At 68.2% G+C, this 13,266-nt stretch carries 15 protein-coding genes; 12 read left to right on the top strand and 3 right to left on the bottom strand.

What is annotated here, in order from left to right:
* The first annotated feature begins 1 nt into the window (after position 1).
* Positions 2-808, top strand: coding sequence for a glycosyltransferase family 25 protein (locus B0B01_RS09295; protein WP_076649608.1), 807 nt, complete (start codon positions 2-4; stop codon positions 806-808).
* On the opposite strand, the gene B0B01_RS09290 is transcribed toward B0B01_RS09295, so the two are convergent.
* Complete coding sequence (locus tag B0B01_RS09290) at positions 805-1,902, bottom strand: putative sulfate/molybdate transporter (RefSeq protein WP_076649607.1); 1,098 nt, start codon at positions 1,900-1,902, stop codon at positions 805-807. The genes B0B01_RS09295 and B0B01_RS09290 overlap by 4 nt on opposite strands.
* Positions 1,903-2,116: 214 nt before the next feature.
* On the opposite strand from B0B01_RS09290, the gene B0B01_RS09285 reads away from it, so the two are divergent.
* From B0B01_RS09285 to B0B01_RS09270, 4 genes are read left to right on the top strand one after another with little or no spacing between them, the layout of a single operon-like run.
* Entirely contained in the window at positions 2,117-2,824 is a 708-nt protein-coding gene (locus B0B01_RS09285) for an ABC transporter permease (RefSeq protein WP_076649605.1), read from the top strand.
* A 10-nt stretch (positions 2,825-2,834) separates the two neighbouring features.
* Complete coding sequence (locus B0B01_RS09280; RefSeq protein WP_076650152.1) at positions 2,835-3,623, top strand: ATP-binding cassette domain-containing protein; 789 nt, start codon at positions 2,835-2,837, stop codon at positions 3,621-3,623.
* Between the two features lie 2 nt (positions 3,624-3,625).
* A complete protein-coding gene (locus tag B0B01_RS09275; protein ID WP_076650151.1) occupies positions 3,626-4,459 on the top strand; it encodes an ABC transporter substrate-binding protein in 834 nt (277 codons plus the stop codon).
* 57 nt (positions 4,460-4,516) lie between these two features.
* The gene (locus tag B0B01_RS09270) at positions 4,517-5,341 is read left to right on the top strand and encodes a molybdate ABC transporter substrate-binding protein (protein WP_076649604.1); all 825 of its coding nucleotides are present in this window, start codon (positions 4,517-4,519) and stop codon (positions 5,339-5,341) included.
* A gap of 63 nt (positions 5,342-5,404) precedes the next feature.
* Here B0B01_RS09270 and B0B01_RS09265 read toward each other — a convergent pair whose 3' ends face one another.
* Positions 5,405-5,599: a DUF6494 family protein gene (locus tag B0B01_RS09265; protein ID WP_076649602.1), complete on the bottom strand. Its 195-nt coding sequence runs from the start codon at positions 5,597-5,599 to the stop codon at positions 5,405-5,407.
* Between the two features lie 215 nt (positions 5,600-5,814).
* Here B0B01_RS09265 and B0B01_RS09260 point away from each other — a divergent pair, with 215 nt between their 5' ends.
* Together B0B01_RS09260 and B0B01_RS09255 are read left to right on the top strand one after the other, a co-directional pair.
* Positions 5,815-6,642, top strand: a complete 828-nt coding sequence (locus B0B01_RS09260) for a TlpA disulfide reductase family protein (protein ID WP_076649600.1) — start codon at positions 5,815-5,817, stop codon at positions 6,640-6,642.
* Between the two features lie 27 nt (positions 6,643-6,669).
* The gene (locus B0B01_RS09255) at positions 6,670-7,299 is read left to right on the top strand and encodes a DsbA family protein (RefSeq protein WP_076649598.1); all 630 of its coding nucleotides are present in this window, start codon (positions 6,670-6,672) and stop codon (positions 7,297-7,299) included.
* A gap of 86 nt (positions 7,300-7,385) precedes the next feature.
* Here B0B01_RS09255 and B0B01_RS09250 read toward each other — a convergent pair whose 3' ends face one another.
* On the bottom strand, positions 7,386-7,964 hold the full coding sequence (locus tag B0B01_RS09250) for a L,D-transpeptidase (protein WP_076649597.1): 579 nt from the start codon (positions 7,962-7,964) through the stop codon (positions 7,386-7,388).
* 166 nt (positions 7,965-8,130) lie between these two features.
* On the opposite strand from B0B01_RS09250, the gene B0B01_RS09245 reads away from it, so the two are divergent.
* The 5 genes from B0B01_RS09245 (at position 8,131) to B0B01_RS09225 (ending at position 13,245) form a co-directional block, all read left to right on the top strand.
* A complete protein-coding gene (locus B0B01_RS09245) occupies positions 8,131-8,799 on the top strand; it encodes a response regulator (protein ID WP_076649596.1) in 669 nt (222 codons plus the stop codon).
* Positions 8,796-10,142 carry an ATP-binding protein gene (locus tag B0B01_RS09240; RefSeq protein WP_076649595.1) on the top strand — a complete coding sequence of 449 codons (1,347 nt, stop codon included), beginning with the start codon at positions 8,796-8,798 and terminating at the stop codon, positions 10,140-10,142. The genes B0B01_RS09245 and B0B01_RS09240 overlap by 4 nt, the downstream gene beginning before the upstream one ends.
* A 132-nt stretch (positions 10,143-10,274) precedes the next feature.
* Positions 10,275-10,745 (top strand): MarR family winged helix-turn-helix transcriptional regulator, encoded by a 471-nt coding sequence (locus B0B01_RS09235; RefSeq protein WP_076649593.1) that lies wholly within the window; start codon positions 10,275-10,277, stop codon positions 10,743-10,745.
* Positions 10,742-11,986 carry a multidrug effflux MFS transporter gene (locus tag B0B01_RS09230; RefSeq protein WP_076649592.1) on the top strand — a complete coding sequence of 415 codons (1,245 nt, stop codon included), beginning with the start codon at positions 10,742-10,744 and terminating at the stop codon, positions 11,984-11,986. The genes B0B01_RS09235 and B0B01_RS09230 overlap by 4 nt, the downstream gene beginning before the upstream one ends.
* Positions 11,987-12,105: 119 nt before the next feature.
* A complete protein-coding gene (locus B0B01_RS09225; protein WP_076649590.1) occupies positions 12,106-13,245 on the top strand; it encodes a patatin-like phospholipase family protein in 1,140 nt (379 codons plus the stop codon).
* Positions 13,246-13,266 lie beyond the last annotated feature (21 nt).

The raw sequence follows: 13,266 nt of genomic DNA, 5'->3' as shown, positions 1-13,266 counted from the left end.
CATGGACAACCGCGATCCGGCGATCACAAGCATTCCGATCTATCTGATCAACCTCGACGGTTCCGACGCGCGGCTGCATTCGGCGCGGCAACAGCTTGACTCCGCCGGGCTGTCATTCGAGCGCGTCCCGGCCTTCGACGGGCGAGGACTGCGCGCCGACCAGTTCCCCGACTACGACGCCGAAGCCGCACTTCGTTACATGGGCCGGCCCCTCGGCGGGGGCGAGATCGGCTGTTATCTCAGCCACCTCGACTGCGCGCGGCGTTTTCTGGCCACGCAGGCGCCGCTCGGCGTCGTGTTCGAGGACGACCTGAAACTCGCGCCCGGCTTTGCCGAGGGGCTGGACAGGCTGTTGGCCTGTCTCGGCGGGCTTGCGGCCTGGGATCTGGTCAATATCGGCGCAACCAAGCACAAGATTTACACGACCCTCGCGGATTTCGAGGCCGGAGGGCACGGCTACACGCTGACGCGGGCGCATTATTTCCCGATGACCACCGCCGGGCTGATCTGGTCGCGGGCCGGCGCCCGCCGCTTCGTTGATGCGCATGACCGCATCTGGGCGCCGATCGACAACTACCTGCGCCACCAGCTGACCCGCACCGGGCTCGGGCTTGCGGTCTGCCCCCCGCTGATCACCGGGGAAACCGCCGGCGGCAGCGACATCAACGCGATCCCGCGCTCACCGAAGGATCAGCTGTACAGCCATGCTCTGCGAAAGCATCGCCGCGGCCTTGCCGACAAGCGCATCGCGCTGGGCCGGATGCTGCAGTTCCGCCTTGCCCGCCGCCGCGGCGCGGTGCCGACCTAGACGTCGGAGCGACGCCCGCGCAGATAGACCCGCAGCGCCTCGGCCGCGAGCCCCGCGACAAGCCCGGCCAGAGCGCCGAGGAACAGGGTCGCAAGGGCGGCCGCGCCGATCACCAGCCGGCAATCCGGCCGGGCATCGCGCAGGCGGCGGCTCCACGTGAGTTCGATCGCCGCGTAAAGCAGCAGCGCCCCGATCACCGGCGGCGGGATCCGCACGAGCCAGCCAAGCACCACCTCGCCCGCAAGCGCGCTCAGCCCGCAGAGCAGGGCCAGGAACAGGGGCGCGATCATGCCGCGCGCACCGAACCGGTAATGCGCCGCCAGCCCGCCGGCACCATGGCACATCGGCAGCGCCCCGAGCGGCACCAGAAACAGATTGAGCGCCCCGCTGGTGGCGGCAAGGCGGCGCTCGCTCACCCGGGCGGCGTTCTCGGGATAAAGCGAACGCGCAACCGCCGCCGTGACCACGATCGCGTTCAGCAGCGTGAGCGGCAATTGCGCGGTCACGCCCGCAATCACGGCGGCGGCGTTTGGCGCCGCGGGGCCGGAAATCGCCAGCAGCCCCGCCCCCTCCCCTCCCGGCGCTAGAAGAACCGCGGCAACCAGGACCAGCGGCACCCAGGGGCCGCGCGGGGCGACGAAGGACAGGGCAAGCACCGCAAGCGCAAGCGCCGCAACCCCCCACTGCCCGGCCATGAGGTCGAGCGCGATCCAGCCCATCATCAGTCCGAGCCCCGCCTGCAGCCCGACCACCACCGATTGCGGAATGGCGCGGGCCAGCCCCTCGAGCCGGGGGCTTGCCGCAAAGACCAGCAGCACCGCCCCGATGATCATGCCCGAAATCATGATATCGCCGGCTGCCATCCCGCCGGCGATCGCCAGCGCCCCGATCGCCTTCATCGGCTGCACCGGCATGGGCATGCGATAGACCAGCGCCGCAAGGGCATAGGCCAGCGCGAAACCGGCGAACACCATTTCCGGCAACAGCACGCCCGCGCCCAGGATCGCGACGACATAGGGCAGAAAGGTACCGAGATCGCCAAGCGCGCCCGACAGCTCGCCGCTGATCGTCCGCAGGCCCCTTAGCAGTGTCATCTTCGCGGCGTCATCTTCCGTTCGTTTCCCAAAACGCGCCCCGGCAGTCCGGTTCGCCCCTGCGGCGGGCTGTTCCGCCCGTTCGCCGTCCCTCGCGGCCAGAGTCGCAAATCCTCCCCCCGGGAGCAAGCCGCAAGCAAAAATCCGGTCGAATCGGACTGGATTATCGCGGCGGCTGGTATAGGTTGGCGACCGTTATGGGGTAAGATACATAATGGAAAATTTCTCGGCGATACTGGCAGAGGCGATCGGGCTCATCCTCGCGGGTGATCCGACCATGATCGCGATCATCTGGCTGTCGCTCAAGGTCACGCTGACGGCGGTCGCGGTCTCCTGCGTGATCGGCTATCCGCTCGGCGCCATAATCGGAGCGTTCCGCTTTCCGCTGCGCACGCCGATCATCGTGGTCCTGAACACCATGATGGGCCTGCCGCCGGTGGTGGTCGGGCTCGTGGTCTATCTCATGCTCTCGGCGGCGGGGCCGCTCGGGCCGCTCCGGCTGCTTTACACGCCGACCGCCATGATCATCGCCCAGACGATCCTCGTGACCCCGATCATCGCCGCGCTGACCCGGCAGACCATCGAGGATCTGCATATGGAATATGCGGAACAGTTCGCCTCGCTCGGGGTCGGCCCCTGGCGGCGGGTGGCCGCGCTGCTGTGGGACGCGCGCTACAGCCTGCTGACGGTGGCGCTTGCCGGTTTCGGGCGCGCCGCGGCCGAGGTCGGCGCGGTCATCATCGTCGGCGGCAACATCAATCACGTGACCCGCGTCATGACCACGACCATCGCGCTCGAGACCTCCAAGGGCAACCTGGAGCTCGCGCTCGCGCTCGGCCTGGTCCTGCTGACCATCGCGATGTTCGTGAACGGGCTCGTCTATGCGATCCGCGGCTCCGCGGCACGGGCTGCCTATGCTTGACCGGGCCGTCATGACCACCTGGGAGGTGCCCGCCGACACGCCGCTTCTTGCGGCGCGGGGGCTCGGGTTCCGAATGCGCGATCAGCGGCTGATCGAGGATATCGACCTCGAACTCCGCCCCGGCAGCCGCACCGTCGTCATGGGCGCGAACGGGGCGGGCAAAAGCCTGCTCCTGCGCCTGCTGCACGGGCTCATCACCCCGAGCGAGGGGCGCGTCGAGTGGCGCGGGCGGCCGCTTGGCCGCGCCTCGCGCAGCGAACAGGCCATGGTGTTCCAGCGTCCGGTGATGATGCGCCGCTCGGTGGGCGCGAACCTGCGCTTTGCCCTTGCCGCCCGCGGAATCCGCGGCGCCGAGCGGGCCCGGCGCGAAACGGAGGCGGTTCATGCGGCGCGGCTCGACCACCTGGTCAAGCGCCCGGCCCGGGTGCTGTCGGGGGGCGAACAGCAGCGTCTTGCCGTCGCCCGCGCGCTGGCCTGTGCGCCGGATCTCCTGTTTCTGGACGAGCCGACGGCGAGCCTCGACCCTGCCTCGACCCACATGATCGAGGAAATCCTGCGCAAGGCCCAGCGCAGCGGCGTCACCACGCTTCTGGTGACCCACGACATCGGACAGGCGCGCCGCATGGGTGACGACCTGATCTTTCTGGATCGCGGCCGCGTGGCGGAAGCCGGCCCGCTCTCCACGATCCTCGCATCACCCCGTTCGGAAGCCGCCCGCGCCTGGCTGGGCGGACGGCTGTTCCTTGAACGCGCAAACGACGAAACACCTGCAGATATCCAGCAGAAAGGGAGTAAATAATGATGCTGAAACGCAGTTTCCTGGGCCTCGCCACCGCCGCCGTGATGGCGCTGGGGCTGGGTGGGCCGGTGGTTGCGGCGGATGAGTTCATCACCGTCCAGTCCACCACATCCACCGAAAATTCGGGGCTGTTCGACGAACTCCTGCCGAAGTTCACCGAAAAGACCGGAATCGAGGTGCGCGTGGTGGCCGTCGGCACCGGGCAGGCGATCAAGAACGCGGCGAACGGCGATGGTGACGTGCTTTTCGTCCACGATACGCCGTCAGAGGAAAAATTCGTCGCGGATGGCGAGGGCGTGAGCCGCGCCGACGTGATGTACAACGATTTCATCCTCGTCGGCCCGGAATCCGATCCGGCCGGCATCAAGGGCGATGATGACGTGGTCGATGCCTTCCGCAAGATCGCCGAAGCCGAAGCGCCCTTTGCCTCGCGCGCCGACGAAAGCGGCACCCACAAGGCCGAGCTGCGCATCTGGGAAGACGCCGGCATTGATATCGCCGACGCCTCGGGCGGCTGGTATGCCGAGACCGGCTCGGGCATGGGGGCGACGCTCAACACCGGCATCGGCATGGGTGCCTATATCCTGACCGACCGCGGCACCTGGATCAGCTTCGGCAACAAGGACGGTTATGAAATCACCGTCGAGGGCGATGAAAAGCTGTTCAACCAGTACGGCATCATTCTCGTGAACCCCGAAAAGCACCCGAACGTGAAGGCCGAGGCCGGCCAGCAGTTCATCGACTGGATCCTTTCGGACGAGGGCCAGGAGGCCATCGCGTCCTACAAGATCGACGGCCAGGAGCTGTTCTTTCCCAACGCCAAAGCGGCGGAGTGATCCGGTGTTCGGCAGGGGCGCCCCGAGGGCGCCCTTTTTCCATGAGGGGTTTGAGCGATGAAGACGATTGCAACCGCGGCGCTTGCGCTCGGGCTGATCGGCGGCGCCGCAATGGCGGCGTCTGAAACGGAGGACGTGCGCCTGCTGGCCGCCGGCAGCCTCCGGGACGTGATGACCGACATCGCCGCAGAGTTCAGCGCCGGGACCGGCATCGCGGTCAGCACCGATTACGGGCCGTCCGGCCTTTTGCGCGAGCGTATCGAAGGGGGCGAGGCGGCGGGCGTCTTTGCCTCGGCCAACATGGCGCATCCCGAAGCGCTTTCCGAGGCCGGACTGGCGGGCGAGGTCGTGATGTTCGCGCGCAACCGCCTCTGCGCCATCGCGCAGGATAATGTCGAGGTCACGCCCGGGACCCTGCTTGCGGTCATGCTCGATGAAAGCACCCGGCTCGGCACCTCGACGCCCGGCGCCGATCCGTCGGGCGATTATGCCTGGGCGCTCTTTGCCCGCGCCGAACAGGTCGAGCCGGGCGCCGAGGCCGCGCTTGCCGCGAAGGCGCTGCAGCTGACCGGCGGGCCCGACAGCGCGCCGGCACCCGAGGGGCGCAACACCTATGCCTGGGTGATGGACGAGGACCGCGCCGATCTGTTCCTGACCTATTGCACCAACGCGATGCTGGCTGCGCGCGAAAAGCCCGGGCTTCAGATCGTGCAACTGCCCGAGGCGCTGTCGGTCGGCGCCGATTACGGGCTTGCGGTGCTCGCCGGCGCACCGGAGACGGCCATCGCCTTTGCCGGGTATATCCTGTCGCCCGAAGGGCAGGACATCCTGGCCGCGCACGGCTTTTCCGCACCCGGGACCGAATCGGGCGTGTCCGAATAGGCACGGGAAAACCTTCGGGCGGCCGCTGTCAGCCGGGCCGCCCGGGGGCACGGATGAGTCGCGTCAATTCGCGCTCGTGATCTTGCCCGTTATCTCGTGGCGCAGGCCGAGTTCGTCGATGGTCAGCACCATGCGCGCCTCGTAATCCTTGCCGTTGCTTTCGGCCTCGCGCAGCGCCTTTTCGATCTCCTGCTGCGAGGTCACGCCGACCTTCTTGAGGAACTTGCGCATCGACATGTTGAAATCTTCTTCGCTCATGATCTGTCTCCGGTTTCTCTGTAGTCCGCTTGCCGCATCGGCCGCCTGTCCCGATCATATTTGACGCCATTTCCCCGCGATGCAAGGCCGCGGGCATCTGGCGGGGAAGCGGCGGGATCCGTTAAGGCTGTCTTAAGCCCGGCCGAACAGGAGACCGCCATGACCCAGCCCATGCCCCCCTTTCCCGCGCCCTGTGCGCGAGCGGAGCAACGCCCATGAACGCGGTGCAGATCGGCCCGCTCGTCTTTGCCAGCGACCGCCTGGTCGCGATCATCGCCGTGCTCGCCTTCTTCATCACCGCCGAGCTCCTCGCACGCTGGCTGCGCGAGGAGTCGCGCGTGATCCATTTCTGGTCCTTCGCGCTGGTCGTCGGCTGGATCATCGGGGCGCGGCTTGGCTTCGTGCTCGACAATTTCGAAAGCTTCCGCGCCCATCCGCTCGATGCGCTGAAGATCTGGCAGGGCGGTTTCGCCCCCTTCATCGGCGCGGTCGCGGTGGCGCTTATCATGCTCATCCTGGTGCTGCGCCGCTCGCCGGCGCTGATGCCGCTCTCGATCGCCATAGCGGTGACGGCGCTCGCCGCCATGGGGGCGCATCGCGTCCTGCCCGACCGGGTCGAGGGGCAGTTGCCCGCACGCCTCTTCACCGACATGAGCGGCGCCCCTGCCCCGCTTCTTCCCGGCGGCGACCGCGCCGGCGGGGTGCCGGTCGTGGTCAATCTCTGGGCCACGTGGTGCCCGCCCTGCCGGCGCGAGATGCCGATGCTGATCGAGACCGCCGCAACGGCCGAGGGCGTGCATCTGGTGCTGGTCAACCAGGGTGAATCCGCCCCTGTGATCGCGAAATTCCTGCGCGATGAAGGGCTTTCCGACGCGGCCATCCTGCGCGACCCGGATTCGACGCTCGGGCAGGAATATGAAATCCCGGGGCTGCCGGGGACGCTGTTCTTCGACAGCGACGGCGCGCTGGTCAATGTCCACGTGGGTGAAATCTCGCGCGCCGAACTCATGTGCCAGATCCGGGCGCTGCAAGCCGCGCCATGACCTGATGCCGGGAAAGGAGTCGAAGCCATGAGCCATATCAACCGCAGAACCATGCTGCTGGGCGCCGGTGCCGCCGGCGCGGCGCTGCTCGGCACCGGCGCGCTGCTGAGTTTCGCCCTGCGCCCGCGCCAAAAGGCGACGCTCGACGACATGCTGCAGGACGCCGACAATCCGGTGCTCGGCAACGCGGATGGCGATGTCACCATTGCCGAGTTCTTCGACTACCAGTGCCCGTTCTGCAAGACGGGCCATCCGGCGCTGATGAACCTCGTGGCGCGGGACGGCAATATCCGCCTCGTCATGAAGGACTGGCCGATTTTCGGCGCGCCCTCGATCAAGGCAAGCCAGCTTGTTCTGGGCGGCGTGGAGCCCGGCAGCTATGAAACCGCCCATGCGGCGCTCATGGCGACCCCGGGCCAGTTGACCGAGGCGCTGATCGGGCGCACGCTGGCGGAGGCCGGGCTCGACCCGGCGGCGCTCGAACGGTCCTATCGGCAGGGGCGGGCGCAATGGGACGCGCTGATGAGCCGCACCGGCGCGCAGGCTGCACAGCTCGGCCTGCAGGGAACGCCGGCCTATATCATCGGCGGGCGGCTTTACAGCGGGGCGATGGACGGCGAGGCGCTGGCGCGCGCGGTGTCCCGCGCCCGGGGCTGACCGCCGGGCCGCCACGTGATGCAAAAAGGCCCCGGACGCTGCCGGGGCCTTTTTCTGACGGGTTTCACGCCGGACGGGCACGATGATCAGATGATCCGCACCTGCGCGCCCACCGGGGTGATCCCGAACAGTTCCTCGATCTGCTCGTTGTAAAGGCCGATGCAGCCATCCGATGACGGCCGCCCGATCTTGCGCGTATCATGGGTGCCATGAATCAGATAGGCCGGCCAGGACAGGTACATCGCATGGGTGCCCAGCGGATTGTCCGGCCCCGGCGGCATGTAACGCAGATCGGGGTTGCGCTCGACCATGCTCGGCGTCGGGGTCCAGTCGGGGCCGATGCGCTTGCGCACGACCTTGGTATAGCCGCGCTTGGTCAGTTCCTCGCTCATCGGGACCGAGGTCGGATAGATGCGGTAATCCTCGCCGTCGGCGCTCCAGTAATGCACCGCGCGGGACTGCGTGTCGCAGACCAGCGTCACCCGGCCGAGTTCGTCGAAATGATCGCGCCAGTCCTGCATCCGGAAGCTCGACGCGTTGCGGCGCGCCGTTTCCTTCGCCTGTCCGGTTGCGGGCCCGGCCCGCAGCAGCGCCGGCATGGCCAGCCCCGCCGCGCCGGCCGCGGCCAGCCGGATCAGACCGCGCCTCGTGTGCCCGTGGTTCATCGCTCTGCTCTCCTTGTTCGCGCCCCCTCCCCGGCCCGGCACCGATGCGTCGGCCCAAAGCGGTTGGGGGCATGGGTTTCCACCTTGTCTGGCCTCTCTCCCGGCCCCGCCTTAAGAGAGGCTTAAGCTCGCGGCGCGACCCTGCGGCACCGATCAAGGAGTGGTCATGCGGGTTCTGATTGTCGAAGACGACGAAACACTGGGGGACGGCCTGAGCGTCGGGCTGCGGCTCAAGGGCTTCACGCCCGAACTCGTCACCACCTGCGAAGATGCGCGCGCGGCGCTCGAAGCGGGTGATTTCGGCGCGATGGTGCTTGACGTGATGCTGCCGGACGGCTCGGGGTGCGATCTGCTGGCGCGGCTGCGCGGGGAAGGCACCGCCCTGCCCGTGCTGATGCTGAGCGCGCTTGACGAGGTGAACGACCGCATCACCGGGCTTGACGCGGGGGCGGATGATTACCTTGGCAAGCCCTTCGACCTGGACGAGGTGGCGGCGCGGCTGCGGGCGCTGTCGCGGCGGGCGAGCGGGCGGGCAAGCGCGGAACCGCAGTGGAACGGGCTCACGCTCGACCCGGCACGGATGGAGGGCACGATGAACGGACGGGTGCTGGCCTTTTCCCGGCGCGAATTCACGATCCTGTCGGCTCTGATGGACCGCCCCGGCGCAATCCTTGACCGCGCCGCGCTCGAAGACCGGCTTTACGGCTGGCAGGAAGGTGTCGAAAGCAACGCGGTCGAGGTGCATATCCACAACCTGCGCGCCAAGCTCGGAAGCCGCTTCATCGAGACGGTGCGCGGGGTCGGCTACCGGCTGGCGGCCGAGGATCCGGCGTGACCTCGATCCGGCTCCGCCTGTTCCTGATCCTGATGATCGCAACCGGGGTCGTCTGGCTTTCCGGGGTGCTCTGGATCCAGTATTCCACCCGTGCCGAACTGCGCCGGGTGCTGGATGCGCGCCTTGCCGAAGCCGCGCAGATGGTCTCGTCGCTGCTGTCGGACGGGCGCATCGACATCGCCGATGCCGCGGACATCGCCACCGCGCCGCGTGACATGACCGAGCCGGCCTATTCGCACCGGCTCTCCTGCCAGATCTGGAGCCTCGAAGGCGGGCTGGTCGGGCGCTCGCAAGGGGCGCCGCTGTCGCGGCTCGCGGGGGCCGAGACCGGGTTTCTCAACACTTCGGTGGATGGCACCGACTGGCGCGTGCATGTGGTCGTGAACGAGGAACTGGGCCTGCGGGTCATGGTCGGCGACAGCATCGCGGTGCGCGACCGGCTGGTTGCGGATGTGATCAAGGGGCTGATCCTGCCGGCGCTGCTGATCCTGCCGGCGCTGGCCGGGCTGATCTGGATCAGCGTCGGGCGGGGGCTGGCGCCGCTTGACCGCATGGCCGGGGCGCTTTCGGCCCGCGATGCGGGCGACCTCAGCCCGCTCGAAACCCCGCGCCCGCGCGAATTGCGCCCCTTTGCGGCGGCGCTGAACGGGCTTTTCGCGCGTGTGGCAACCGCGCGGGAACGCGAGCGCGATTTCACCGCATTTGCCGCGCATGAGCTCAAGACCCCGCTCGCAGGGCTGCGGACCCAGGCCCAGATCGCCGCCGCGACGGATGAGGCAACGATCCGCGACCAGGCGCTTGCCCGCATCGCAGGCGGGGTCGATCGCACCGACCGGCTCGTGCGGCAGCTTCTCGACCTGACCCGCGCCGAGGCCAGCACCGCCGCCGATGTCACGGCCGATGCCGCAACCATCATGCGCGAGGTCGCCGCGGACCTGGCCCGCACGGCCCGGTCCCGCGCGGTCGACATCCGCGCCGACCTCCCCGAGGGCCCGCCCGCCCCGGTGGCGGATGGCGGGCTGCTGCGGATCGCGCTGCGCAACCTCGTGGAAAATGCACTGGCCGCCGCGCCGGAGGGCAGCACGGTCGACCTTGCCCTGCAGCGCGAGGGCGGCGTTTTGCGGCTTCTGGTCATGGACCGGGGCGCGGGCATCGCCGACGAGGAACGCGCCCGCATCACCCAGCGGTTCTATCGCGGTGCGAATGGCAACCGGCAGGGCAGCGGGCTCGGGCTGGCGATCGTCACCGTTGCGGCCCGGCGCCTTGGCGGGGAGCTTGCGCTCGCGCCGCGCGCGGGCGGCGGCGAGACCGCAACGCTCATCCTGCCCCTGCGCGCAAGCTGATCCGCAGCCGACTTGCCCTGATTCATCCCGGTTCACTCCATGAGGCCGTCTTTCTGCGCCGGCACCGCGATCATTTCCCTTATATAGTATATGTCACTTACTATATATGATCACAACAATACAGGACGCTCCATGAAACCGCTCATCGACCCGGAAAGCACATCTTTCCTTCTGATCGACATCGCCCGCATGACCCGTGCCGAATTCGAGGCCCGGGTCGGTGCGGCCGAACTCGGCATCACCGCGGGCGAGGCGCGCACCCTTGCCGGTGTCGCCCGGCACGGGCCGATCCGGCAGAACTGCCTCGCCGAACTCTCGGGGCAGAGTCGCATGAGCGTCACCGTGTTCCTCGACGGGCTCGAGGCGGCCGGGCTGATCCGGCGCATTCCCGATCCCGATGACCGGCGGTGCAAGGTGGTCGAAGTGACCGAAGCCGCCACGCCGCTGCTGCAGGAACTGCGCACCATCGGCGACGAGGTGCGGGCGGTGATGCGTGGCGCCATGCCCGAAACCGAATGGGAGGCGCTGCGCAACAGCCTGCGGCACATACGCAACAACCAGATCGCGGCACGGCAGAGCGCCGCAACGAGAGGTACCAGATGAGCCTTGCCGACACGACCATGTTACCCGCGTCCAGCGCGCCCCGGATGAGCGCGCTGCGCGTCAGCCTGATCGGTGCCCTGTTCGTGGCGATCGGACCCGTGGGCATGGCGCTTTATACCCCGGCCATGCCGGAAATCGTCCATGCCTTCGGCACCACCCAGGGCATGGTCAAGATGACGCTCACGCTTTATTTTGCGGGCTTCGCCTTTGCCCAGTTGATCGCGGGGCCGATTTCCGACGCGCTCGGGCGGCGCCCGATCATCACCGCCTTCATGGGCATATTCGGCGCGGCGAGCCTGCTTGCGGCGCTCGCCCCCTCGATCGAGGTGTTCCTGGCGGCGCGATTCCTGCAGGGGGTCGGCGCATCGGCCGGCATTGCGATCTCGCGCGCGATCGTGCGGGACCAGTTCCAGGGCGATGATTCCTCGCGGATCATGAACCTGATCGGGATCATCCTGGCCATAGCGCCGGCCCTGGCGCCGACCATCGGCGGGCTTCTGGTCACCTATGCCGGCTGGCAGGTGCTGTTCCTCGTCATGACGGTCTTTGGCGCGCTGATCGTCATCGTCACCCATTTCGGCCTGCAGGAAACCGTGGCTGCCGATTTTCACCGCCTGCGGCTGCGTGCGCTCGGTCGCTCCTATCGCGAACTCGTCACCAGCCGGCACTTCATGTATGCGGCGCTGACCATCGCCGGGGCGCTTGGCGCGGTCTATACGCAGGCCACCATCCTGCCCTTCATCCTGATGGGAGAGCTCGGCTTTACCCCGGCCCAGTTCGGCATGGCCATGATCCTGCAGACCGGCAGTTTCTTTCTCGGCTCGCTCGCCGTGCGACAGCTGATGAAACGCCACAGCGCCGCGCGGCTGGTGGCGCCGGGGCTCGGCTTCATCGCCGCGGGCGGGCTGGCCTTCGTCACCCTGCTCTGGGGAACGCCGACGCTGCTGCGCATCATGGGGGCGATCGGCATCTATTCCTTCGGCGTGGCGTTCGTCATGCCCGACATGACCACCGCAGCCCTTGCGCCCTTTCCCCGCATCGCCGGGGCGGCCTCCTCGCTGATGGGATTCATGCAGATGGGTGCGGGGCTCGTCATGGGATCCGTTGCGGCGCTGTTTGCCGATCCGGTGCTCGCGGCGGCGCTGCTGATCCCCGTCATGGCGCTGGTGGCCGGCACGTCCTATATCGCCTGGCGCCGCCTGCCCGCGCCCGCATCCAAGGAAGAAACCGCCGGCACCTGATGCGGGGCACCGCCCCGCCCGGCCCGCGAAGCCCCTGATTGCATTCATGAAATGCTTGCAATCAGGGGCCAGCCTTGTCACCGTCGAAGGAAACGGCTCAGACAAGGACCAGCGGCCCGATGTTGCAACTCCGCTCCGACCTCCGCCCGCGAAGCGCGCTCGTTCTTCAGGGCGGCGGGGCGCGGGGCGCCTATCAGGTCGGGGCGCTTCTGGCGATTGCCGAACTCGCACCACGGCGCCGCTCTCCGTTTTCGATCATCTGCGGATCTTCGGTCGGGGCGATCAACGCCGCGCCGCTTGCTGCCGGGGCGACCCACTTTCCCCGCAGCGTGCAGCGCCTCGAAACGCTCTGGCGCGGGCTGCACAGCACCTCGGTCTACGAGACCCACACGCTTTCGCTGGCTTTCGCCGGGCTGCGCTGGCTCGGTTCCTTCCTGATCGGCGGTGTCCGCGACGGGCCGCGGCCGGTGTCGCTGCTGGACAATGCCCCGCTCGCGCGGCTGCTCGAGGGCGAGGTGCACCCCGACCACATCAGCCGCGCAATCGCCTGCGGTGCGCTCGACGCGCTCTGCATCACCGCCTCGAGCTACGAGGAAAGCAGCGCGGTCACCTTCTTCCAGGCGCATCCCGATCTGGAGCCCTGGCGCCGCGCCCGCCGCCGCGGCGAGCGCACGCGCATCACCGCGCGGCATCTGCTGGCCTCATCGGCCCTGCCCTTCGTCTTCGCCCCGGTCAAGATCGGCACCAGCCATTACGGCGACGGATCGCTGCGCCTGACCTCGCCCCTTTCCCCGGCGATCCATGCGGGTGCGGACCGTATCCTCGTGGTCGCCAGCCGTGACCGCGAACCCGACGAAAAGCCCGCCCGCTCCCATGCGAGCCCGAGCCTCGGGGAAACCGTGGGCCATGCGCTCGACATTCTCTTCAACGACAATCTCGACGCCGACCACGAACGGCTGACGCGGGTCAACCAGACCGTCGCGCTTCTGGACGAGCGCGCCCGGCGGCGCAGCCCGCTGCGGCGGATCGAATCGCTCATGCTCCTGCCGAGCAAGGACCTGCGGGGAATCGCCACCAGGCATGCCGGCGAACTGCCGCTGTCGATGCGGTTCCTGATGCGTTCGATCGGCTCCTGGGGGAGCGACGGCCGGCTGCTGAGCTATCTGCTGTTCGAGCCGAGCTATATCGGTGCGCTGATCGACCTCGGCTATAGCGACACCATGGCCCGGAGCGAGGAGATCCGGGCCTTTCTCTGCTGAGCGTGCGCCCGGCGTTGCCGG

This window comes from Pontibaca methylaminivorans (assembly GCF_900156525.1).
Classification (GTDB): domain Bacteria; phylum Pseudomonadota; class Alphaproteobacteria; order Rhodobacterales; family Rhodobacteraceae; genus Pontibaca; species Pontibaca methylaminivorans.
The sequence above is the reverse complement of the archived record's forward strand: the minus strand, read 5'-3'. Positions and strand labels throughout refer to the sequence as shown.

What these genes read in the sequence shown, in the direction of transcription:
- B0B01_RS09295 (WP_076649608.1), top strand. Translation starts at nt 2, where the DNA reads ATGGACAACCGCGATCCGGCGATCACAAGCATTCCGATCTATCTGATC.
- B0B01_RS09290 (WP_076649607.1), bottom strand. Translation starts at nt 1,902, where the DNA reads ATGACACTGCTAAGGGGCCTGCGGACGATCAGCGGCGAGCTGTCGGGC.
- B0B01_RS09285 (WP_076649605.1), top strand. Translation starts at nt 2,117, where the DNA reads ATGGAAAATTTCTCGGCGATACTGGCAGAGGCGATCGGGCTCATCCTC.
- B0B01_RS09280 (WP_076650152.1), top strand. Translation starts at nt 2,835, where the DNA reads ATGACCACCTGGGAGGTGCCCGCCGACACGCCGCTTCTTGCGGCGCGG.
- B0B01_RS09275 (WP_076650151.1), top strand. Translation starts at nt 3,626, where the DNA reads ATGCTGAAACGCAGTTTCCTGGGCCTCGCCACCGCCGCCGTGATGGCG.
- B0B01_RS09270 (WP_076649604.1), top strand. Translation starts at nt 4,517, where the DNA reads ATGAAGACGATTGCAACCGCGGCGCTTGCGCTCGGGCTGATCGGCGGC.
- B0B01_RS09265 (WP_076649602.1), bottom strand. Translation starts at nt 5,599, where the DNA reads ATGAGCGAAGAAGATTTCAACATGTCGATGCGCAAGTTCCTCAAGAAG.
- B0B01_RS09260 (WP_076649600.1), top strand. Translation starts at nt 5,815, where the DNA reads ATGAACGCGGTGCAGATCGGCCCGCTCGTCTTTGCCAGCGACCGCCTG.
- B0B01_RS09255 (WP_076649598.1), top strand. Translation starts at nt 6,670, where the DNA reads ATGAGCCATATCAACCGCAGAACCATGCTGCTGGGCGCCGGTGCCGCC.
- B0B01_RS09250 (WP_076649597.1), bottom strand. Translation starts at nt 7,964, where the DNA reads ATGAACCACGGGCACACGAGGCGCGGTCTGATCCGGCTGGCCGCGGCC.
- B0B01_RS09245 (WP_076649596.1), top strand. Translation starts at nt 8,131, where the DNA reads ATGCGGGTTCTGATTGTCGAAGACGACGAAACACTGGGGGACGGCCTG.
- B0B01_RS09235 (WP_076649593.1), top strand. Translation starts at nt 10,275, where the DNA reads ATGAAACCGCTCATCGACCCGGAAAGCACATCTTTCCTTCTGATCGAC.
- B0B01_RS09230 (WP_076649592.1), top strand. Translation starts at nt 10,742, where the DNA reads ATGAGCCTTGCCGACACGACCATGTTACCCGCGTCCAGCGCGCCCCGG.
- B0B01_RS09225 (WP_076649590.1), top strand. Translation starts at nt 12,106, where the DNA reads ATGTTGCAACTCCGCTCCGACCTCCGCCCGCGAAGCGCGCTCGTTCTT.